Source organism: Pseudomonas sp. AK181, from assembly GCF_051122975.1.
Lineage (GTDB): Bacteria > Pseudomonadota > Gammaproteobacteria > Pseudomonadales > Pseudomonadaceae > Aquipseudomonas > Aquipseudomonas lactis.
In genome coordinates, this window is sequence record NZ_CP146348.1 from 1,218,904 (window position 1) to 1,240,287 (window position 21,384).

The 21,384-nt window shown below is 61.3% G+C and carries 13 protein-coding genes; 9 read left to right on the forward strand and 4 right to left on the reverse strand.

Annotated elements, in window-relative coordinates:
- Positions 1–430: 430 nt before the first annotated feature.
- Positions 431–2,449, reverse strand: a complete 2,019-nt coding sequence (locus tag V8689_RS05790) for a TonB-dependent receptor (RefSeq protein WP_056789965.1) — start codon at positions 2,447–2,449, stop codon at positions 431–433.
- 170 nt (positions 2,450–2,619) lie between these two features.
- Between V8689_RS05790 and V8689_RS05795 the strand changes: the two genes are divergently transcribed.
- Both V8689_RS05795 and V8689_RS05800 read left to right on the forward strand, forming a co-directional pair.
- Complete coding sequence (locus V8689_RS05795; RefSeq protein ID WP_003188882.1) at positions 2,620–2,853, forward strand: VF530 family DNA-binding protein; 234 nt, start codon at positions 2,620–2,622, stop codon at positions 2,851–2,853.
- 4 nt (positions 2,854–2,857) lie between these two features.
- Positions 2,858–3,484: a Pr6Pr family membrane protein gene (locus V8689_RS05800; protein ID WP_056789969.1), complete on the forward strand. Its 627-nt coding sequence runs from the start codon at positions 2,858–2,860 to the stop codon at positions 3,482–3,484.
- A 500-nt stretch (positions 3,485–3,984) separates the two neighbouring features.
- On the opposite strand, the gene V8689_RS05805 is transcribed toward V8689_RS05800, so the two are convergent.
- Positions 3,985–4,752: a siderophore-interacting protein gene (locus V8689_RS05805; protein ID WP_056789972.1), complete on the reverse strand. Its 768-nt coding sequence runs from the start codon at positions 4,750–4,752 to the stop codon at positions 3,985–3,987.
- A complete protein-coding gene (locus V8689_RS05810) occupies positions 4,749–5,258 on the reverse strand; it encodes a PadR family transcriptional regulator (RefSeq protein ID WP_056789976.1) in 510 nt (169 codons plus the stop codon). The genes V8689_RS05805 and V8689_RS05810 overlap by 4 nt, the downstream gene beginning before the upstream one ends.
- 493 nt (positions 5,259–5,751) lie before the next feature.
- On the opposite strand from V8689_RS05810, the gene V8689_RS05815 reads away from it, so the two are divergent.
- The 6 genes from V8689_RS05815 to V8689_RS05840 all read left to right on the forward strand — a co-directional run bounded on the left by V8689_RS05815 (position 5,752) and on the right by V8689_RS05840 (position 12,753).
- The gene (locus tag V8689_RS05815; protein WP_056789979.1) at positions 5,752–6,249 is read left to right on the forward strand and encodes a CS1 type fimbrial major subunit; all 498 of its coding nucleotides are present in this window, start codon (positions 5,752–5,754) and stop codon (positions 6,247–6,249) included.
- 115 nt (positions 6,250–6,364) lie between these two features.
- Positions 6,365–8,887 carry a CS1-pili formation C-terminal domain-containing protein gene (locus V8689_RS05820; protein ID WP_056789982.1) on the forward strand — a complete coding sequence of 841 codons (2,523 nt, stop codon included), beginning with the start codon at positions 6,365–6,367 and terminating at the stop codon, positions 8,885–8,887.
- A 176-nt stretch (positions 8,888–9,063) separates the two neighbouring features.
- A complete protein-coding gene (locus V8689_RS05825) occupies positions 9,064–10,158 on the forward strand; it encodes a hypothetical protein (protein WP_060766246.1) in 1,095 nt (364 codons plus the stop codon).
- Positions 10,159–10,218: 60 nt separating this feature from the next.
- Complete coding sequence (locus V8689_RS05830) at positions 10,219–10,977, forward strand: hypothetical protein (protein ID WP_056789984.1); 759 nt, start codon at positions 10,219–10,221, stop codon at positions 10,975–10,977.
- A gap of 5 nt (positions 10,978–10,982) precedes the next feature.
- The gene (locus V8689_RS05835; RefSeq protein WP_056789987.1) at positions 10,983–11,465 is read left to right on the forward strand and encodes a CS1 type fimbrial major subunit; all 483 of its coding nucleotides are present in this window, start codon (positions 10,983–10,985) and stop codon (positions 11,463–11,465) included.
- Between the two features lie 43 nt (positions 11,466–11,508).
- On the forward strand, positions 11,509–12,753 hold the full coding sequence (locus V8689_RS05840; protein ID WP_056789990.1) for a hypothetical protein: 1,245 nt from the start codon (positions 11,509–11,511) through the stop codon (positions 12,751–12,753).
- 129 nt (positions 12,754–12,882) lie between these two features.
- Here V8689_RS05840 and V8689_RS05845 read toward each other — a convergent pair whose 3' ends face one another.
- Positions 12,883–15,969 (reverse strand): transglycosylase domain-containing protein, encoded by a 3,087-nt coding sequence (locus V8689_RS05845; protein ID WP_056789993.1) that lies wholly within the window; start codon positions 15,967–15,969, stop codon positions 12,883–12,885.
- A 711-nt stretch (positions 15,970–16,680) separates the two neighbouring features.
- On the opposite strand from V8689_RS05845, the gene V8689_RS05850 reads away from it, so the two are divergent.
- Positions 16,681–21,279, forward strand: a complete 4,599-nt coding sequence (locus V8689_RS05850) for a hypothetical protein (RefSeq protein ID WP_434520692.1) — start codon at positions 16,681–16,683, stop codon at positions 21,277–21,279.
- The last annotated feature ends 105 nt before the right edge of the window (positions 21,280–21,384 follow it).

Sequence of the window (21,384 nt, forward strand, 5' to 3'; positions counted from 1 at the left end):
GTTCATCGTTATTTTCGGGTTTTTCTGTGGATAACCGGGTTATCCACAGGCGGGCAACAGATTCCTCAGCGCAGGTCGGTTTAAGACAGCGCTGTCTTTGCATGAAGGGAAATTCGGCAAATGGGATCGACCCGGAGGTGAAGCGTTTCAGATTGTTGCGAAGGATAATGCGGCGGGGCGTTTTGAGAAAGGGTGAATCGCAAGATGCATCATTTCAGTTTTGGTAACAGTGACAGATAGTCGCTGCACAATCATGTCGCAGGCATGCCCCCCAATACCGATCGATCAAGCGAACGCAATGCTCAAAGCAATGAAGATCAAATGTGGGAGCTGGCTTGCCTGCGAAGACGTCGGCCCAGCAAACAGTGATGTTGACTGACCCAACGCTTTCGCGGGCAAGCCCGCTCCCACAGGGGATTTGCAGTGATGATTAGAAGGTAGTGCGGATGCCGAACTGCACACTGCGCCCCGGCGCCGGCGCGATATCGCGCAGGATCGAGCTGGCATAGCGCACGGTCTGGTTGGTCAGGTTTTCACCGTTGACGAAGGCCAGCCACTGGCTGCCGCCCACATTGAAGCGATACCCCGCGCTGGCGCCGAGGGTGGTGTAGCCGTCGGTGCCGCTTTCGTTATCCGGCACACGCCCCTGGCCTGCGGCATGTTCCACATCGATACGCGCCTGCCAGCGGTCCAGTTCCCACAGCAGGCCGCTGCTCATGCGCAGGGGGGCAATGCGTGGCAAGGCTTCGCCGGTGTCCAGGTTGGTGGCGCGGGTGTAGTCGCCCGACAGTTCCAGCGCAAACTTGCCGTAGGCGCCTTCGCCGAGCTTCCAGTGATCCTGGGCTTCGAAGCCGGCGAAACGGGCGCGCACGCCAGAATATTCGTACTCGGGAATACCGCCCGCGTCCTCTTCGCCTTCCTCGTTCAGGGTACGACCCGTGCCCAACAAGCCGATGTAATTGGAGAAGTGGCTGTAGAACACGCCGAAGCTGCCCTTGTGGGTGCCGTTGTCAAAGCGCAGGGCCAGGTCGCTGGACACGGCCTTTTCTTTCTTCAGGTTGGCATCGCCCAACTCGTAGGTGCCGGTGGCGACGTGGGCGCCGTTGGCATACAGCTCGTAGAAGGTCGGCGCGCGTTCGGTGTAGCCGAGGGTGGCGGCCAGGGACCAGATCGGCGTGAGGGTGTACACCGCGCCCGATGACAGGCTGCCGGCGGTGAAGTTGCTGCTTTTATCGGCATTGGCAAAACGCTCGTTGCCTTTGGCGTTCGGGTCGACGCTGGTGTGTTCCAGGCGTGCGCCGAGGCTGAGTTTGAGGCGCTCGGTGGCTTGCATTTCTTCAAGGATAAACAGCGCGCCGGCGTTGGTGTCGGTCTGCGGTACGAAGGCTTCTTCGCCCAAGGCCGAGAACTCGTTGCGGGTCACTTGGGCGCCGACCACGCCGTCGAACGGGCCAATCGGCTGATGACGCGCTTCCACCCGCGCTTCATAGCCTTTGTTCTTGAAGGTGGTACCGGTTTCGCCGCCTTCGATTTCGCGGTGTTCGTAGTCGGTGTAGCCGGCGTCGAGTTTCACCGAGGTAAACGGGCCTTGCAGGTTGCGGATCTCTGACGCAAAGGCGTAGTGGTCCTGTTTCATGCGGATGCGCACATCCTGCTCGGCGGGTGAGCCGTAGTTACTGTCGTAATTGCTGTAGGACAGCCCGGCATAACCATCGTCCCAGGTGTAGGCGCCGCCCACCGCACCGCCGTCCTGGCGACCATTGCTGTTACCCAGGCGCCCGTTTTTGCCAGGGCCGTTTTCGCTCTCCGGTGCATGCCGGCTGCGGGCATAGCCTGGGATTTTCAGGTCGTTGAACTCGCGCGCATTGGCGTCCAGGTGCAAGGCGAAGGTGCCGTTACCGGCTTCCAGCTTGCCCGCGCTGCTGCGGGTGGTGTCGGCGCCGCCGTAGCGCAACTCGCCCGCGCCGTGGATGCCTTCGATGGCCTCGGTGGGGATGCGATTGTCGAAGGTATTGACCACGCCACCGATGGCGCTGCCGCCGTACAGCAGGGCGGCCGGGCCGCGCACGATTTCAATGCGGTCAACGTTGATCGGGTCCAGCGGCACCGCGTGGTCGTAGGACAGCGACGAGGCGTCCAGCGCCCCTACACCGTTGCGCAGGATGCGAATACGGTCGCCGTCCTGGCCACGAATGATCGGGCGGCTGGCCCCCGGGCCAAAGTACGAAGACGACACACCCGGCTGCTTGTTCAGGGTTTCACCGAGGCTGCCTTTTTGTTGCAGGGTCAGGTCATCGCCTTCCAGCACCGTGGTGGGCGAGGCCAGCTGTTCGCTGCCCAGCGGGTTGCCGGTGACCACTTGGGGTGGCAGTTCCAGGGCATGGGCCTGGGAGCCGATCAACAGGGCGGCGGCGAGGGGCGACAAGCGCCAGAGAGAAGGCAGCGACATCGGATATTCCTAGGCAAAAAGATTGTTAAGTAAAGTTACAATATAACATCTCTTTTTTGCGAAAAAGCGGAACTTTTCCTCGCGGGCTATATTCAATCCCATGCTTCCACCTGCAGGCCTCGTCGGCTAAGGTGCGCGGCTGTGTTTCCTCTTTTTGCAAAAGGCCCGGCATGACCGCGACAAGCAACGACCCGCTCCACGGTGTGACCCTGCAACACGTGCTCACCACCCTGGTGGAACATTACGAGTGGAGCGGCTTGGCCGAGCGCATTGATATCCGCTGCTTCAAGAGCGACCCGAGCATCAAGTCGAGCCTGACGTTCCTGCGCAAAACCCCTTGGGCGCGGGAAAAAGTCGAAGGCTTGTACGTCAAACTGATGCGTACCAAGCGCCCCCTGGATTGAGTGCATGAAGCGGTTTGTCGCGGCGGCAGCCTTGGCCGGTTGGGTGGGGTTGGCGATCCAGCAATACCTGATTCTCTATTCGCGCTGGACCAGCGGCGCGAGCTTGCTGGGCGGCTTGATCAGTTTCTTCAGCTTCTTCACTGTGCTGACCAATACCCTGGTAGTCGTGGTGCTCAGCTACGCGCTGGTCAACCGCGACTCTGCCGCCAAGCGGTTTTTCCTCGCGCCCCGTATCAGTAGTGCGATAGCGGCGAGCATCGTGGTGGTGAGCCTGGCCTACAACCTGCTGCTTCGGCATCTGTGGAGCCCGCAAGGCTTTCAATTTATCGCCGATGAGTTGCTGCACGACGTCATGCCGTTGCTGTTTGTGGTGTATTGGTGGCGGTGTGTGCCCAAGGGCACCTTGCGCTTCAACCACATTGCCGGCTGGGTGATTTATCCATTGGTGTACTTCGGTTATGTGCTGCTGCGCGGGCATATGCTCGGGCAGTATCAGTACCCGTTCATGGATGTGGACAGCCTTGGTTATCCACAAGTGTTTGTGAATGCCGCAGGGATTTTGGCAGGGTTCATCGTCATCGCGCTGGCGATCATTGGCCTGGACAAGCACCTCAAATCCCCCTCGATTTAAAGTGAGCACCATTAATGTGGGAGCTGGCTTGCCTGCGATGACGGCCTGGTAGGCAACACAGTTGGATTGTGGACATATCCATTGCTGCGGTAACGGCCACTTAGGGTTCCGCCCTGACGGCGGCTCACTTTTGAAAAGCGCAAAAGTAAGCAAAACGCTCTTGCCCCACCACTCGGCACCTCGCTTAGGCTCGGTGTGCCCGTAATCCGCCAGTGATTTGGGGGGCCGCCGCCACGCGCCATCCATGGCGCGGGGCGGCTAAACCGGCATCCCTGCCGGTTTACCCCCCAAATCCCTGTCGAATTCCGGCCAGCGTGGTTTAACGGGGCGCCTAAGATCAAAAGCAGATCAAGATCAAGAGCGGCTCGCTTCGCATCGTGGTTACCGTCTGCTGCTAAAGCCCACAAAGTTATGTAGATACCTATGCTGCGATGGCATCACCTCGGTGTGACTGATAAACCGAGGTGTTTGCATCGCAGGCAAGCCAGCTCCCACCTTATTTATTCTTCCTCGCTGCCCTCGGCACGCCAGTAGCCCACGGCCTTGAGGTATTGCTCGTTGACCTTGTGCGTGTCCAGCAGCACCCGCCGTACCTGGCGCGACAGCTTGGTTTCGGTGGCGACGAAGCTGTACAGCGTGCCGCTGGGCAGGGTCAGGTTGCGCACCACGTCGAGCAGGTCATCCTGGCCGCGCAGCACCCAGATCACTTCCACCTCGGCTGCGCTGCTGAGCACCTGTTGTTCCGCCGCATCGGCGATTTCAATCACCACCAATACCTTGCGCCCCGCGGGCAGCTCTTCCAGGCGCCGAGCGATGGCCGGGATCGCCGTTTCATCGCCAATCAGCAGGTAGCTGTCGAAGATATCCGGCACAATCATCGAGCCACGTGGCCCGCCTATGTACAGATGCTGACCGACCTGAACCTGCTCGGCCCAGGTGGAGGCAGGGCCATCGCCGTGCAGCACAAAGTCGATGTCCAACTCGCCAATGCTCAGGTCGTAACGCCGTGGCGTGTAGTCGCGCATCGCCGGTTGCGGGCCGTCGCCCTTGATGCTGAAGCTCGGGCTTTCCAGCGCCGCTTGCTCTTCGGCGTTCTGAGGGAACAACAGCTTGATGTGGTCGTCGCTGCCCAGGCTGACAAACCCCGCGAGCTCAGGGCCGCCCAGGGTGACGCGGCGCATGCGTGGGGTGATATCGACCACCCGCAGTACTTGCAGGCGGCGGCGTTTGATTTCGTGGGTCACGCGATGAATGGTTTGAGTGTTCATTGGTTTGTCCCGTCGGCAATGGCTTGGGCGGTGCAATTGAGCAGCGCCGCGACACGAGTGATTTCTTCCGGGCTCCAATGCCCGTTATGCGAATGCAAGGCGTGGCGCAGGTTGTGCACCGCCTCATGGATCTCTGGTGGGCGGTCGTGGCCACGCAGCGAGCGCTTGCTGACATCCAGGCGCATGCGCACACCGTCCAGGGCAACGGCTTGCTCGCTCAAGAAGAGACGACCGGGGTCGGTGATTGTGTAGCGCTTTTTTCCGCCATCGGCGTCGCCGCTGATCAGCTCGCTCTCTTCAAGAAAGGTCAGGGTGGGGTAGATCACGCCGGGGCTGGGGCTGTAGGCGCCTTCGAACAGGCCCTCGATGCGGCGGATCAGGTCGTAGCCATGGCAAGGTTGCTCGGCGATCAATGACAACAGCAGCAGCTTCAGGTCGCCAGGGGCGAACACCCGTGGGCCGCGACCGCCGCGTTTTTCAAACTCGCCGCGATGTTCGTGTTTCATGGGCAGGTCCTCTGTGCAGGTTTAGATATAACGTAAGATATATCTTAATGCTAAGGATAGTACCTGGCGACCAACGGTCGTTGGCGGCTGCACAAGCTTGGTCCGCGAAGCAACTAACAACTATTGGACCTGATTGGATTTTAGAGCTATAACTTTAATTAGAGTTGTGGCTCGAATTTATATCTGAACTTGTTGTTTGCCAGGCGCTGCTTAGTCTTGTGGTACGCTTCTTACAGCAACTTCTTTAGCGCATTTTTAGCGTGTAGCTTATTTCCTACGGATACTTTTAAAGTTTTGGCGAAATGCCATCTTTTTCGCTCAAGCCCTGTTTACAAGGGCTACGTGCGTTTTCGAATGTGCCTGCATACCTGCTTTTAGTTTCGGTTGATCATTGTCTGGCAGTGCGTAGTTCAACTAACCACGCCTGCTAATTCGTTGTTAGGGAGTTCCTTGGCAATGAACCACTCACTGTTGTCAACTACAGGTATTGACCATGTTCAAGAAGTTTGCTGTCGCTGTTCCCCTGGCTGTACTAGCACTGTCTTCCTCGGTAACGGCTATCGCTGCCGGTGAAGCCAGCCACACCGTCAACCTCAAGGCAAACATCCCCACCACCGTGTTCCACGCCCAGCCACGTGACCCGAACTGGGGCCGTGACGAAACCATGACCTACAACCTGGTCAGCGGTGAGTTGGCGCCCCTGAGCGCCATCTACGACATCAAGAACACCAACGGTTCGGTTCACGCCTACATCGAAGGCGGCCCGGCTGTGCTGTTCAACGGTGATGCCGCGCAGAACATCGCGCTGACCACCACCCTCAATGGCGTGACCCTGACCGGCTCTCCGCAGGAAGTGGTCAACGAAGCCGACTCCACCCCAGGTATTGGCGCTGAAATGCGCATCGTCGCGGCCAAGCCTTCGGCGACTCAACGCGGCTCCTACACCGCGGTGATGCCGGTGGTATTCGACGCGGTGTTGCCAACGCCTTGATGCCAATGAATGCCCTTTGAACACGGGCATTTGCTTGCAGGTCGGCTGACTTTCCCTCCTCGGTCCGCCGGCCTGATTTTCTCTCCAGTCCTTTGGCATACAGAGTGTTCCGTTCATGTTTCCGATGACGCCTATCGCGGCTGCGCTTGCGCTGTTGATGTGTACGAGTGCCCTGGCCGCACCTGCTGCCTCGGGCGCTTTGACGACGGGCAGCCTGCTGAGCCAGGCCCAAGGCCTGCCGGCTGGTTTTACCGATCACTTTTTCGACGTGCCGCTGGCCGTGCGCATAGACCTTGACCAGCAGTTACTGGGCGAGGCGCTGATTGTGTTGACCCGGGATGATCGCGTCACCTTGCTCGAATTCACCGACACCGCTGACAGCAAAGTGCCCGCCGCTACCCGCGACACCTGGCAAGCGCTGTTGGAAAAAGGCGTGGCGCTGGGCACCTGTACCCAGTCCTGCCCGGAAAAAATGCTCTCTGCGTTCTACAACCTGGAAAACTCGCAGTTGGCGATCATCACCCAGGATGTCGAGCTCAACGACGATGCACCCCGCTTCTACGCGCAACCGGAAGGCGGCAGCCTCGGGCTGATCGTCAACAACCAGCTCAACCTCAACGGTGGCCAGGACAACAAACTGGGCGGCCGCTACGGGTTGCAAGCCAGTTCCAGCGTCGGCAACTGGAGCCAGGTGTTCAACCTGCAACTGGCACGACAGAGTGGCGATAACGAACAGATGCGCCACGCGATCCATGAGCTGTACACCCAACGAGAAATGGAAGGGCAATTTTTCCGCCTGGGCCATTTCACCCCAAATTCCGACGGCCTGACCCGTCAACTGCGCAGCTTCGGCGCCAGCCCCGATACGGCACTGGGCCTGATGTATGGCAGTTCCGACAGCCTCGCCATTAACAATGCCAAGCCCAGCGTGTACCCGATCTACGTCACCGCCAACCGTCAGGCGGCGGTGGAGATCTACCGCAACGGCCTGTTGATCAACACTCAAGCCGTAGCAGCCGGCCTGCAAACCCTGGACACCCGGCCATTGCCCGGCGGCATCTATGAAGTGGAAGTGCGCCTGGTAGAAGACGGCCTGACCACCAGCACCACCCAGGAGCTGGTGTACAAGCCCAGCAACTGGCGCAACGCCGAAGACCCATGGCGCTACAACCTGTTCGCCGGGCGCGAGACCAAGCTGTTCAGTAACTGGGACGAACAAGCCTCTGGCGCGATGACCGCCGGTGCCTCCATCAACTACCTGCTGCACCCACGGGTGATCCTCGGCCTGTCGGCCCGCCAAGTGCGAGAACAACTGCAATACGGCGGTTCGGTGGACTGGACGGTGGCCAACAACACCAGCCTCTACACCAACCTGTATCAAACCCAGGACCACGGCACCGGCATGGACCTGCAAGCGCTCTACACCTTGGGCGCCACCAACCTGGTGTTCAGCCACAACCGCAGTTGGCTCGACACCCGCGACACCTACGAAACCCTGCCGGACGGCACCCGCCTGCGCCGCAATACCTTCGTGGGTGAGGCCAGCAACACGGCGCTGTCGGTCAACCACCGGCTGGATGCGAAAAACACCCTGAACATGCGCCTGTCCCACAGCGAAGGCAATGTCGAGGGCGCAGGTATCGACCTGGGCTGGAGCCGCCACGACAACCTGTTCGGCAGCGATGCCAACTGGCGTTTCTCGGTGTTCGACCGGCCCGGCAGCGCGGGCACCAACGACCGGCGCAACCGGGGCGTGGATGTGAGTGTCAGCGTCAATCTGGGCCGTGATGGCCGGCAGATCTCCGGCAGCATCGGCACCCGCACCGCTCGCGATGGCGGGCGTGACAACAACGCTTCGGTGACTCTGCGCCAAGACCTCACCGACCACTTCCTGCAAAGCGTCTCGGCCACGGCGATCACCGACACCTACGGCGTCGGCCTGTCAGGCATGGCCAGTTTCAGTACGGACGCGGTCAGCGGTGACGGTTTTGTGCAGCGCAGCTCCTTCAACGGCGACCTCAGCGGCGGCTTGAACCTCAACAGCACCCTGGTTGCCGGGGCCGGCAAGGTATTGCTCAGCAGCCAGTACCAGGGCAACGGCGCCGGCATGATCATCGACGTAGAAACCGACCTCGACGAGATCGCCCTGCGCGCCGACGACATGGGCGGCGGCAGCACCCTGCTGAGGCCTGGGCGCAACTACGTGCCGGTCTCGGCCTACAAGAGCAGCAGTGTGGCGTTCGACTTTGAAGGCAACCACCCACCGGCGGCCAATATCCAGCCGGCACGTTCCAGCTACCACCTGAACAAGGGCGGTGTGGACTATCGCAAGGTCAGCGTGATGAAAACCGTCACCGTGCTGGGCCGATTGCTGGATGAACGCGGCGCACCCTTGCGCGGCCATCACGTGATCAACCATGCCAGCCGCGGGGTCAGCGAAGTGGACGGGTTCTTCTCCATGGAAATGAGCTCCAGCTCGCCCACCCTGCAAGTGCGCTACCAGAACCAGTTGCTGTGCCAGTTCCGTCTGGACCCGAGCAACGCGCCGAGTGAAAGCGACGTGCTGATGATCGGTGATCTGCGCTGTACGCCGGATACCTTGGCCGAAGTCGCCCATGCGTCAGAGGCGGCCGGATGAACTTTTCACCCAGAACAACCTGTGTTCGCAGCAACGAGTTGATCAGCATGAACAAGCCTTGCAACACACCGTGGCGCGCTGCCGTATTGGCCGCTTCGTTGTGTCTGTTCACCCCTTTGGGCCTTGCGGCCACGCAAGACATCACGGCCGAATTCCGACCGGATCCCAGCAATCCGATGATGAACAAGTTCACCAACACCACGCCGCAAAGCGGGGTCTGCCCAGGCCATATGCCTGCAAGGTGCGAGGCGCTGGGCATTTTCAGTATCCGAACCTGGGATATCAACTTTGTAGCGAGCGGTCCGATAGAAGCCAATCATGCAAATCCGCGTCAAGGTTTGACGTTCAAAGTCCCCTCCGATTGGCGAAGTTTTGAAGTGGTCTCATCCCAGGGCGACCGAAAAACTGTCGAGATGCGTATTTCGGGACTTGGCAGCCGATTCAATACGACTAACCCGCCGAGTGTTTATGCCTGGAGTCCATTACCCGCCAACTGGACACATCCGCCACCACCGTGCCAATACACGGGTATGTGGGCGGCAGGCGACACGCTAAGGCTGTGGTTCTGGCTAGTGCCGGAAGGCGCGGGCGCGTGCAATTTAGCGACGCCGTTCAATGTGCCTGCTTCCAGTTTCAGCATGCTTGAGTACACGTATGAGCTGAGGACGCCTAATCCCTTGGAAATGGAAGCGGGGCAATACAGAGGGTCTATTAGTTATGGCGTTGGGCCCCATAAGGATTTTGACTTTGGTGATCTCTACCTTCCAAACGATGACGTGCTGACCTTCAATTTCGATCTTCGAGTGGAGCACATTCTCAAGGTTGATCTGCCACCAGGTGGCAACCGCGTCGAACTCCTGCCCGAGGGGGGCTGGCAGGCGTGGCTCAATCGTGGTCGCCAACCGTCCCGCCTGTTTCGCGATCAGACCTTGGTCATCTATGCCAGCGGGCGCTTCAACATGCAGCTCGAATGCAGCCTGGTCATCGGCAATACCTGCGGCCTGCGTAATAGCGCCGGGGACGAGGTGCCACTGCAGGTCGGCGTAACTCTGCCTTACGGCTTGCAAGATCAATACGGCCAGGCGGTGAACAAGCGGCCCTTGCGCCTGGACGGTACCGGCACCGAGTTGTTCCAGCCGGCCCACTATGTCAACAAGCGCCCGGCCAGCCTGCACTTTGCCGTAGAGCGCGACGACGTCAAGGAGATGCTCAAACACCCGGGCAGCACCTACAACGGCGTGGTCACCGTGATCTGGGATTCGGAAGTCTAGGCGGGCATTTACCGCATATCAGCCCCTGGGCTGGGTTCAATCATTGAGGCGTAATCAAACATGAAACATGCAGTGTTATCGGTCGGGCTGTTGCTGCTGTCATTGACCGCTCAGGCGGGGCCGGCAATCAATGTCGGCGTGGTGTATGACTATCTGGAAGGTGATCGCAGTTCCTACCTCAAACGTGTCTACAACGGCGGCACCAGCACCGCGTTTATCAAGGTCAATGTGCTGGAGATCGTCTACAACGCTGATGGCACGTCCAGGGAAGTGCCCGTTGCCTCGATGACCGACGCCAAGGGTGCCGCCACCAACCGCGACGGCCTGATGGCCAGCCCGGCGCGGCTGATCGTGCCGGCCGGCGGGCGCCAGGGCACGCGGTTGCTGTACATGGGCCAGCGTGACAAGGAACGTTACTTCCGCGTGCGCTTCATCCCGGTGGTGCCGGAAAAAGAAGACGACTTTGCCGTGACCGACGAAGAGCGGGCCGATTACAAAGACGCGCTGGCGGCGGGGGTCAACGTCATGGCCGGTTACGGCACGGTGTTCTTCGTACGCCCACAGAACACCCGTTTCGAGACGCAGATCAGCCAGACCGCCAACCAGTACACCTTGCGCAACGCCGGCAACAGTGTGGTGGTGCTCGATGAGTTCCGGGACTGTTCGGTGGCGAAAAAAACCGACTGTGAAGCCACCACCAAGCACCACATCCTGCCCGGCCGCCAGCTGGTGTTCGAGAAAAAGCCCGGGCGCCAGTTCAGCTTCCAACTGATCGAAGGCCGTGACAAAAAACCGATGACGGTCAACAGCAACGGGTGATGACAATGTTCAAGCAACTGACGGCACTGGCGGTACTGATGACCCCTGTGTTCCTGGGCGAGCCGGCGCAGGCGTTCCAGGAGCGGCACAGCTTCGATGTGTCGGTGACCATCCCGATCGAAGAGGCCTATGTGCTGCCCTCCGAACCCGACTGGATGGGCCATGACCAGGTTTTGGCGTGGGACTTGGCGACGGCGCGTCTGGGCCGCCTGCGCAAAAACTTCGACGTCAAGAACATCAATGGCGGCGTGACCGCGCGCCTGGGCGACATGCCGTATTTGCTGAGCGGGCGCAACCGTATCGACTTGCAGGTGCTGTTCAATCGGGTGCCGTTGACGTTGGACTCCACCCAGGTACTCAACGCCGACGAGGCGCGCACGGGCCGGCGCGCCGAACTGGAGATCTCAGCCATCGAGCCGCAGGACGGTTACAAGGGCGGGGAATATTACGGCACGGTGCACTTGATGTTCGATTTTCCCGCGCCGTGAGCCTGGTGTGTGAAACCCACAGCGCCGCAGATTTGGAGTGTTTATGCAGTTGATCACCGCAACCAAAAAATGGCTGGGGCCTTGGGCGCTGGCGCTAGGCGTCGGGTGGGTGAGCCTGCCCGTGCAGGCGCTGGAACAAAATATCTCGGCGGTGTTTCGCCCAGACCCGACCAACCCCATGGTCAATAAATTCCAGAACACCACGCCCCACAGTGGCATCTGCGCCTGGCACGTGCCGGCGCTTTGCGAGTCACTCAACACCTTCAGTATTCGTACCGACGAATTGATGTTCAACTCGATCGCGCAAATCGAGGCGGGCCATGAAGACCCGCGCAAGGGCGCGTATTACAAGGTACCGTCCTCCTGGCGCGATGTGCAGGTGACCCATGTCGCCACGGGGCAGGTTGAAACGGTACAGATGCGCATCGCCGGTATCGGCGGCAGATGGGGCCTGGGCGGGGGCGCCAGGGTGACTGTGTGGAGCGCCCCAGGAAGGCACTGGGCGGATCCTTGGCGTTACGGCGTGGATTCTTGTCGAGGCGTCAACTACTACACGTCGTCCGGCACTTACTTGCTGTACTTCTGGATCGTCCCGGAAAACGGCGGAGCCTGCAGTGTGGTCCCCAGCGCGCCTATTCCGCAAATGTGGTATCAGCCGGTGGAGTATGGCTATGAACTCAGAACCCCTAATCCGTTGGGTATGGCCAGTGGTGAGTACCGCGGCTCGTTGTCCTACAGCATCGGGCCTGGTAGGGATTTTGATTTTGGCGATGTGATGATGCCCAACGACAACACGTTGACATTCAATTTCGATCTTCGCGTGGATCACATCCTCAAGGTTGAACTGCCTCCAGGGGGCAACCGCGTCGAGCTGTTGCCTGAAGGTGGCTGGCAAGCCTGGCTCAATCGTGGCCGCCAACCGTCGCGCCTGTTCCGTGACCAGACCTTCACCATCTATTCCAGTGGGCACTTCAAGATGCAGCTTGAGTGTGGCCTAGTCATCGGTAACACCTGCGGGCTGCGTAATGGGGGCGGGGACGAGGTGCCACTGCAGGTCAGCGTGACTCTGCCCTTCGGTTTACAAGACCAATATGGCCAGGCTGTGAACAAATTGCCCTTGCGCCTGGATGGCAGCGGCACCGAGCTGTTCCAGTCCACCCACTACGTAAGCAACCGCCCCGGGAGCCTGCACTTTGCCGTGGAGAGAGATGACGTGAAGGAAATGCTCAAACAACCCGGCAGCACCTACACGGGTGTGGTGACGGTGATCTGGGATTCTGAGGTCTAGGTTTCAAATAGTGCGGTGGCTGATCCATCGTCTTCGCGAGCAAGCCCACATTGGCCCTCCTGTGGGAGCGGGCTTGCCCGCGAAAGCGGTTGGGCGGCCAACGACTTCAGTGGCTGGCACGCCACCCAATCAGGAACCACCACACATCACCTCACTCGACCCTTGCAGATAAGGCATCAACAACGGCGCCATGCCCTTGAGCACTTGCACCGGCAACGCCGAGGTGAACTTGAAACCTTGCGCCGAACTGCCAGGCACAAAAGCGGTGAGCGTGCCGAAGTGATGGTCACCAATAAAAAACACAAACGTGGCAGTGCGGTTGATCGACTTGGAACTGATCAAGCGCCCACCCGCGCCCATTGCCTGGATGCGATTATCGCCCGTGCCGGTCTTGCCGCCCATGGCCATTGGCGTACCGTCGGCCTGGGTGAAACTGCCCGACACGCGCTTGGCCGTGCCAGCGTCCACCACCCGTGACAACGCCCCGCGCAAGGCACTGGCGACTTCGGACGGCATCACCCGTTTGCCGGGGTCGGGCGTGTTGACCACGCGGGTCTCGTAAGGGGTGCCGGCGGCAAAGTGCAGGCTGTCGATGCGCAGCACTTTGCCGCGCACCCCGTCGTTGAGGATGATCCCCATCAGTTCGGCAAGCGCGGCGGGGCGGTCTCCCGAGCTGCCAATGGCGGTGGCCAGTGACGGCACCAGATGATCGAAAGGGTAGCCCACCGCTTGCCAGCGTTGATGAATGTCCAGGAATGCTTCGACTTCCAGCATGGTGCGGATCCGGCTGTCACGCGCGCCTTGATGACGGCTCTTGAACAGCCAGCTGTACACCTCCTGGCGCTCGAACTGGCTGGCCTTGACCACCTCGGTGAAGGTGGCCTGCGGGTGGTTGAGCAGGTAACCGAGCAACCACAGGTCCAGGGGGTGGACCTTGGCGATATAGCCCTGGTCGGGCAGGTCGTAGGTACCGGGGCCATAGTCCTTGTACAGGCGTTGCAGGCGCTCGTCGCTGAGGGCAGCGGTGGTTTTGACGCCGGTCAGGTGGGAGCGCACGAAGCGGTTGAAGGTGTCCGGGTTTGCTTCGGGAAACAGGTAGCGATGCACGGCTGCCAAGCGGATCGCGGTGGGGTGCAGGCTGTCGAGGAAGGTTTCCAGGCGCGCCTGGGTGTCTTTTTTCTGGTACTTCTTCCAGAACTTGAGCAGGAAGGTGGTGCCTTCGCGGTCGGCGAATCGAGCCAGGTATTCCTGGCGGCGTGGGTCGCCGTCATCCTTGAGCAATTGCGCACTGTTATTGGCGCCCGCGTAGGTGACGTACCGCGTCAGGTCGCGCATGAGGCGAATGAACGGCAGGTTGATGGACTCGCGCAGCGCGTCTCGCAATGTGGGGCTGCGGCCGTTGTCTTCGTTGCGAAAGTTGTGAAAGTAATGCATCCCGCCACCTGTGAAAAACCCTTCGTTGGGGCTGGCTGAATAGGTGCGGTCCAGGGCCGCCTCTAGCATGGCTGCCAGGGATTTATCCGGGGCCTGCAGCAAGTAATCGATGGCCCAGCGACTGAGCCGGTCCTGCTCGGCGATGTCGGCTTTTTTCAACGCCGCCGGGGTTTGGGGGGCGTAGCGATCATGCAGTTCGCTGATGATTTGCAGGTAGGTGGTGAGCACCCGCAACTTGGCGGTGGAGCCCAGTTCCAGCTTGCTGCCTTCGTTGATATCGAAGGGCTGGTCGGTGTTGTCGGTTTGCACCCGCACCCGTGAGCCGTCGGCGGTGCGTTCGAACAGCGTAAAGCTGTAGCGCACTTGCGGCGTGCTGGCAGGCGTCAGCAGGCGTTCGCCGAGCAGGCCGATGTTGCCTGCGAATACCGGGTCGGCCAGTTGCTTGAGGTAGGCGGTGACCTGGGTTTGCAGCTCGGCCTGCAAGGTGCTGGTGGCCGCGAGGTCAAGGCGGTCGAGGTCGTACAGTGGCCGGTTGAGCAGGGCCGCCAGGCGGCTGCGGGCCACGCTCACGCCCTTGTTGCTGTCGATCGGTTGCAGTGTGGGCTGTTGCAGCCAGTCGCGATAAGTGACGCGCGCGGCCAGGGCGGCCTTGAGCAGCGGCGGATCGATCACCGCGTTCTGCGCCAGCAACCGCAGATGGCTGTCGGTAAGTTGCTTGAGTTCGTCGCGACCGTTGGCCAGGTAATGGGAAGGGCGGCGCTGGGCGATCATCAACGACAACACTTCACGCAGTGCCAAGCCCCGCGCCGCCAGGCTGGCCGGTGTGGTGGCGGTGTCCTGAAGAGCGCCGTTGACCTGGGCGAAATCGGCGCCGTACCACACCCGCAACCCTTCGGCCATGCCATGCACTTCGCCATGGCCCGGCACGGCCGACAGAGGCACGCTGTTGAGGTAATCACGCACTATGTTGCGCCGCGCCGCAAGCGTATCGGGGCCATGCTGGTAAGCGCGCACGCTGGCGGAGAGCATCTGGCGGATTTTTTCGCTGCCCGACAGGGTCAGGCCGTCGGGCGAGTGGCGGTACTTTTCCAGCTGGGTGGCCAGCGTGCTACCGCCCGCCGCCTGCCCCGGCAGGTGCAACTGGCGCGCCACCTGCGACCACGCTGCTTTGGCGAAGCGTGGCCAGTCCACGGCCGGGTTGGCTTGCGCGGGCTCGGGATCGAGCAGCGTACGGTTTTCGATAAACAGCAGGCTGTGGATCATCAGCGGCGGAATGTCATCGAAGCGGGCGTACAGCTGGGTCGGGTAATTGAATTGATACAGCGGTGCTGAGCGGCAATCGGTGAGGGTCAAGCCGGCCTGGATTTTCTCGGCGTAGGGGATAAACAGCCCATGACGGCTGTAGTCCATCAACGCCTCGGAAAAGCGCGCCTGGGATTCGATCATGTAATTGCGCCTGAGCAAGCGCGGCAGGAACTCGCCCAAGGCGCTGTAGCCCAACCGCTGATCGAAGGGGCCTGCGCCTGGGTACACCATTGCATCGCTGGCGCCGGCGGCCACCTGGTAGGTCAGCTTCGCCGCCCATTCGCTGAATACGCGGGCCTGCCAGCGTGAGGTCTGCACCTCCCGATGCACGGCGAAAGCCATGGCGATCAAGGCCATCAACACAATCAGCCAGCCCACGCGACGCCAGGGTCTGGTTTTTTTCGGCAAAGGCGCTGGTGACGGGCTGTCGGGGTCGAGGTCAGCCTGGGTGGCATCGGTGTGCTGCAGAGCGCCCATAGTCGATTGATCCATTCCTACAGATTGATCGGACTTGTCTGAAGCGTAGACGCAGTTTGCCTGCGTCACGAGGTTTATCGGGCAGAGGATTTTTCTGTGTGCGGGCTTGCACGCGAAGGCGGTCTGGCAGCCGACACCCATCTACCTGCCGCCCCCGCGATCAAACTGTGGGAGCTGGCTTGCCTGCGATAGCGGCCTGACAGCCAATACAGGTGGACAGTGTACATATCCATTCCTGCGGTAACGGCTACTTAGGGTTCCGCCCTGACGGCGGCTCACTTTTGAAAAGCGCAAAAGTAAGCAAAACGCTCTTGCCCCACCACTCGGCACCTCGCTTAGGCTCGGTGTGCCCGTAATCCGCCAGTGATTTGGGGGGCCGCCGCCACGCGCCATCCATGGCGCGGGGCGGCTAAACCGGCATCCCTGCCGGTTTACCCCCCAGATCCCTGTCGAATTCCGGCCAGCGTGGTTTAACGGGGCGCTTAAGATCAAGATCAAAAGCAGATCAAGAGCGACTCGCTTCGCATCGTGGTTACCGTTGAGCGCTGCACAGTTATGTAGATACCTATGCAAGCAAGCCAGCTCCCGCAGTGGTCGTGTACTGCCCACAAAATTAGCGCCTGGCACATCTCCCGTAGAGCTAACTGTTTACAGCCACCGGTCCTGCGCCAGCCAGTAGCGTCTGCGATTTAATCGCATATCGAGCCCCTCATGACCCGCTCCGAGACCTACCTGGACTCACCCCGCCAAACCACCCTCGAGCAAATCGAAACCCTGTTTCGCGAGCCGCCCTCATTGCTAGTGGTTGCGCAAGACAGCGCCCAGGCTTATTTGGACCAGCACCTGGGTACCGACATATGGCGAGCCGGCCTGATCTACATCGGCACTCCCAACGACAGCGACGGCACGCTGGCTTACCAATCCCTGGCCGAGCGTGTGGTGCAGCGGCTGGCCAGCGCGAAAACCATGTTGCTGGCGCCGGAGTTTCATAAGGTCGTGCAGCGGCGTCGCGAGGTCTTCGAGCCGGGCGGGCCGGCTCTTGCGCAGCTTGAGCCGCTGATCAACCGCTGCGGCGCGCTCTTGCTCGGCGCCTATGCGCAACGCCTGCAAGCTTGGTGGCGTGAAGCATTGCCGGTGGACATGACGCGCTGGGGTTACCTCTCGGACGACTTGCTGGCCTTGCTTTACGACTCACCCAAACCGCCTGGCTTGAGCCAAGCGCAATTTGCCACGCTGTTCCCCAGGCATCTGCTGCACCCCGTGCGGCCAGACCGGCAATGGAATGCTCAGGGTGGCGCCCTGCGCGTACAGGCGTTGTACCAGCCAGGCCCGGACGGGCCGCAGATGCTGCCGGTGCTGGTGCTCAGCCATGGGCAACAAACCCTGGTGTTCAGCCCTGCCAGTGGTATCCACCCGCTAGCCCGCCTGGACGACGTCGCCGCGCTATTACCGGCCTATGGTGCGGTAGGCCAATGGTTTGCCCAGGACGTTGAGGGCGATCCCTTCGATGCCCTGGCGGCCAGTTACCTGGCGCAGCAATTGCGCGACATCGACAGCATCGACCGCCACCAACCCCTGTTGTCGGGGCAGCACCAGAGGCTTTTGGACCACATCACCGACCCACGTCGCTGGTTCGTTGCCAGCCTGACTCCCTTGCAACAGACCCTGCGCAGCGCCCTGCCAAACTGGCTTGCCCAGGCCGACGATGCCGACAGCATCGCCTATGCGCGCCTGCTCCAGAACCTGGTGCTGGCCCGCCAGCGCAGCAACGGTCAGCACTTTCTGGACGGCATTGACTCGATCCGGCAGTTTGCCGACAACGCCTTGCAAACCTGTCTGCGCACTGAGCCCGCTGCCCAGAAGCTGCGCGCGCAAGATATCCAACTGACATTCAATCGCGTGGTTGCCGCCGCCGTCCCGGTGGAGGGAGGCTTTATCGCCGGCGAAGTGGACCCGGTCACCCTGACCTTGACCGAACTGGCCCTGGAAAACCTGGCCGGCTTTCCCCACACCGCCAGCGACATCACCCTCAAGGGCGCCAAAGCTCCCAAGTGGCTGACCTACAGCCTGCTCCAACGCTGTGTGACCAAGGCCGACGTGGGCCAGGCCTACCCGGACCTGCTGAAGAAAAAACTGCTGGATGACCCGCAAGAGTCGGCGCGCCGTTTGCAGTTGTTCCAGGCCCAGTTGCGGGTGCAACTGCCGATGCTGGCGCTGGCGTTGAAGATCAAGGCCGAACAAGGCCTGACCGAAGCCGGCTTTCAATGTGTGCACGCCGCGTTGCAAGCCTCGGCTGCTGAACGCAAGGTGCAAGGCCAGGCCATGGCCGTGTGGCCGCTGGCGTTCAAGGCCGCGCCTGGTGCGGTGACGGACGAGGTGACCAACCAGTTCATCATCGGGCCTCGGGATAAGAGCGTTGGCGTACACCTGTTGTACCGGCCTTTGCTGACGCCGACGCTGCAGGAGTTCGTGTCCATCCAGGCACTGCTCGACGCGATCAAGGCCCCGGGTACCTTGCAGGAGCAGGTACTGGCGTGGCTGGCCCCGGCGCGGCAAGCGGTGTATGCCCACGGTGGTTTCAACGGGCCGCATATCCGCCACTTTTTGCCTGGCGATGAGTTCACCGCTTATGAAAAACCGGCGCCGGTGCAACTCAGCAAGCAACTGAGTACCGAGGACCCCGCCCGCCTGATTTTCCACGGCACCGCCAAGGCGCTGGTGGCGTTGGCCGACCGGCAATCGGTGTCGAATGCCGAGCAACGCTGGGCGCAGTTGAAACAGGCCGGCTGGTTGCTGTTGGGTGCCGTGCTGCCGTTTGCCGGCAAGCCGTTGATGCTGGGCGGGTGGTTGCTGCAGCTGGTGGACAGCCTGCAAAGCGATATCCAGCGCCTGGCCAGCGACGATCCGCAGGCCAAGAGCGCGGCGGTGATGGATGTGTTGACCAACCTCATGGTGATCCTCGCTCATCAGGCGGCGCCCCACGACCCCCTGCGGCCTTTGCAACTGGAGGCGCCGGTGTTTGCCTCGCTGGCGCGGCCAGAATCGAGCCCGCCAGTGCCGACGCAGGTGCCGGTGCCCGTGCGCTTCACTGCGCCGGCCGGCTGGGCCAATGCCCGCGGCAATCTGAATGCCGCGCAGATCGCACGGGCACGCGGCCTCAGCCTCCGGGCTTTCTCCGGTTCATGGGCCGGGGCCGAGCAAAGCGGCCCGCAGCGTGGCTTGCTGCGCGATACCTCGCACACCCCGGCGCAGTGGCAGGCGCTGATACGCGGGCACCTGTACCGCGTCACGGTCAAAGCCGGTGCGGTGCGGGTAGTCAGCGCCGATGGCAGCACCCTGGGGCCCTGGTTGAAACCTTTGGGCGAGGGGCAATGGGATTTCGATGGGCAGTTGCGTCTGGCGGGCGGCAATGCCGACGCCGCCGTCGACGCCAAGTTGAAGGCCGGCGAGGCGGCGCTGTCGAGCCTTGCGCAGCAATACCGCGAGGCAGGTCGCAGGCGGGCAAGGGCCAACGCGACGATGGAAGTGGCACGCCATCTGGCGCGGGAGACAACCAGCAAGATCAGCGAGGAACAACGGGCCACGTTGCGCGAGCGTTACCGCAAGGAACTGCAAAACAAGGTGCAATGTTCTCAAGAGGAACTGCAATTGCTGATGCGCATGCGTGAAATCAAGCCACGCCCCCATTATGAGCAGGAGCTGTGTGAAGTCCTTGAATCGCTGATTTTGAGCCTGCGTTTGCTGGATGTGCACATGCGTGAACAGATGGCGCAGATCAATGATCGCATCAAGCCGCTGCTGGAGGTGCTGGAGAACGAGAGCGAAGACGAAGCCGGCTCCGACCTCAACCGCCAGGCCCACGCCGACCTTGACCTGCGCATGCGTGAACAGGTCGACGCCGAAGAGTCTGCCATCCATTGGCGCACCCTGGAGCGCGCCTACCTGGACCAACTGCAAGCGGTGCCACGCCTGGGGCGTAACAAGGCGCGTGCGCTGGCGGCGGATGTACCGGCGCGCCCATCGATCCTCGACCTGCAAGCCTTGCAACTGGTCACCTTATGGGGCATCACCATCAATCTCGAGGGTCCGCCCTTGGAGGAAGAGTTTTTCGACAGCTTTAACCAAGTGATCAATCGTGCCCGCTGGGCCAGTCGCTCCCTGGCCGAGCTGGAAAACATGCCCGCCACCCATGAAGAGCGGGTCGAACTGCTCAAGAGCTTCAGCCATGTCTATGCCACGACCGATGACCATATTCATTTCTGGCGCGCCATGGCCCCGGACACCTTCGACTTGGCCAATCTGGAAAAACTTCAAGGCTTGCTGGCCAGCCTGCATCAGCATGTGGAGCAAGCGCTGGCCGATTTGCTCGCGCCGCCACCAGGCACCAGGCTGGCTAAGCCAGCCCAGGCGACGGGTGCGCGGCAGAAAAAGATCATTCGCACCCGCAACCGTGATGTGTACGTCGCCCGTATCAAGGCGCCGACCCAGGTCGGCGACACCGGCACGGCGGAACTGGTGGATAACAAAGGCACTGTGATTGCCACCTTCACCGAGGCGCAGGACGGTGTATGGGAACCGCTGGAGCCGCCGGCCAGGCCGCGTGTGGCCAACCCGCAATTGGGTGCGTTGATGAACAAGGGGCAACGCTTGCTGGCAGATGTCGACAAGGCTATCGACAACGTGCAGGCCATGACTGGCAAGTGTGAGCCGCAGTCGCTGCAGGCCTTGCTCGTGGCGCAGGCCAACAGCCGGCGGATGCTCGCCGCCGATATCGACAGCAAACTGCGCCAGCTGGACGTGTCGAGGTTGGCGGCGACGCAACAGGCCAACGCCCGCGTCCGAGCCAGCGACCTTCGGGCCGCGGCGGTGCGCCTGGATGCAGCGGGTGTACAGGCGCGGGTGCATGCCAGCAAGCTCAAGTTGAGCAGCGCGGAAGATGTGGATTTTCTGCACTCACTCAACGAAGTGCGCATTGTGAGACAGGGCGCACGCGTGCCGATCAAAGGCAAGCCCCGGGATTTCTTGCAGGTGTACGCCGTCGTGGACAGCCACACCGGCCAGCCACTGTGCTACGCGCATTTTCACTACGACAGCCGCGTAGGGCCGGACGACCATTACAAAGACGATGCCGCCCACCTCAAGAGCCCCGAGCAGGAATGGTTGGGGCGCCAGGCCCAGGCCGAGGTGGAAGCGCAGGCGTTCGCGCGCATCCGCACCGGCCAGACCGGGCGCGTGCGACAAACCCTGGAAATCGAGCGTGCAAGCATTTCCCGACGCCTGGCCCGGCGCCTGTTTTTCAGCGTGGACTGAGGCGCGCTGGATGAGCCTGGGTTTTGAAAGTTATGTAATACTCTGCGCCGTTTTGCCCTGGCAGGGCCGGTCTAGACAGCGGGGAGCCGATCCGTCGAAGCCGAT

Coding starts and splice junctions, on each gene's coding strand:
- V8689_RS05790 (WP_056789965.1), bottom strand. CDS start 2,449: ATGTCGCTGCCTTCTCTCTGGCGCTTGTCGCCCCTCGCCGCCGCCCTG.
- V8689_RS05795 (WP_003188882.1), top strand. CDS start 2,620: ATGACCGCGACAAGCAACGACCCGCTCCACGGTGTGACCCTGCAACAC.
- V8689_RS05800 (WP_056789969.1), top strand. CDS start 2,858: ATGAAGCGGTTTGTCGCGGCGGCAGCCTTGGCCGGTTGGGTGGGGTTG.
- V8689_RS05805 (WP_056789972.1), bottom strand. CDS start 4,752: ATGAACACTCAAACCATTCATCGCGTGACCCACGAAATCAAACGCCGC.
- V8689_RS05810 (WP_056789976.1), bottom strand. CDS start 5,258: ATGAAACACGAACATCGCGGCGAGTTTGAAAAACGCGGCGGTCGCGGC.
- V8689_RS05815 (WP_056789979.1), top strand. CDS start 5,752: ATGTTCAAGAAGTTTGCTGTCGCTGTTCCCCTGGCTGTACTAGCACTG.
- V8689_RS05820 (WP_056789982.1), top strand. CDS start 6,365: ATGTTTCCGATGACGCCTATCGCGGCTGCGCTTGCGCTGTTGATGTGT.
- V8689_RS05825 (WP_060766246.1), top strand. CDS start 9,064: ATGATGAACAAGTTCACCAACACCACGCCGCAAAGCGGGGTCTGCCCA.
- V8689_RS05830 (WP_056789984.1), top strand. CDS start 10,219: ATGAAACATGCAGTGTTATCGGTCGGGCTGTTGCTGCTGTCATTGACC.
- V8689_RS05835 (WP_056789987.1), top strand. CDS start 10,983: ATGTTCAAGCAACTGACGGCACTGGCGGTACTGATGACCCCTGTGTTC.
- V8689_RS05840 (WP_056789990.1), top strand. CDS start 11,509: ATGCAGTTGATCACCGCAACCAAAAAATGGCTGGGGCCTTGGGCGCTG.
- V8689_RS05845 (WP_056789993.1), bottom strand. CDS start 15,969: ATGGGCGCTCTGCAGCACACCGATGCCACCCAGGCTGACCTCGACCCC.
- V8689_RS05850 (WP_434520692.1), top strand. CDS start 16,681: ATGACCCGCTCCGAGACCTACCTGGACTCACCCCGCCAAACCACCCTC.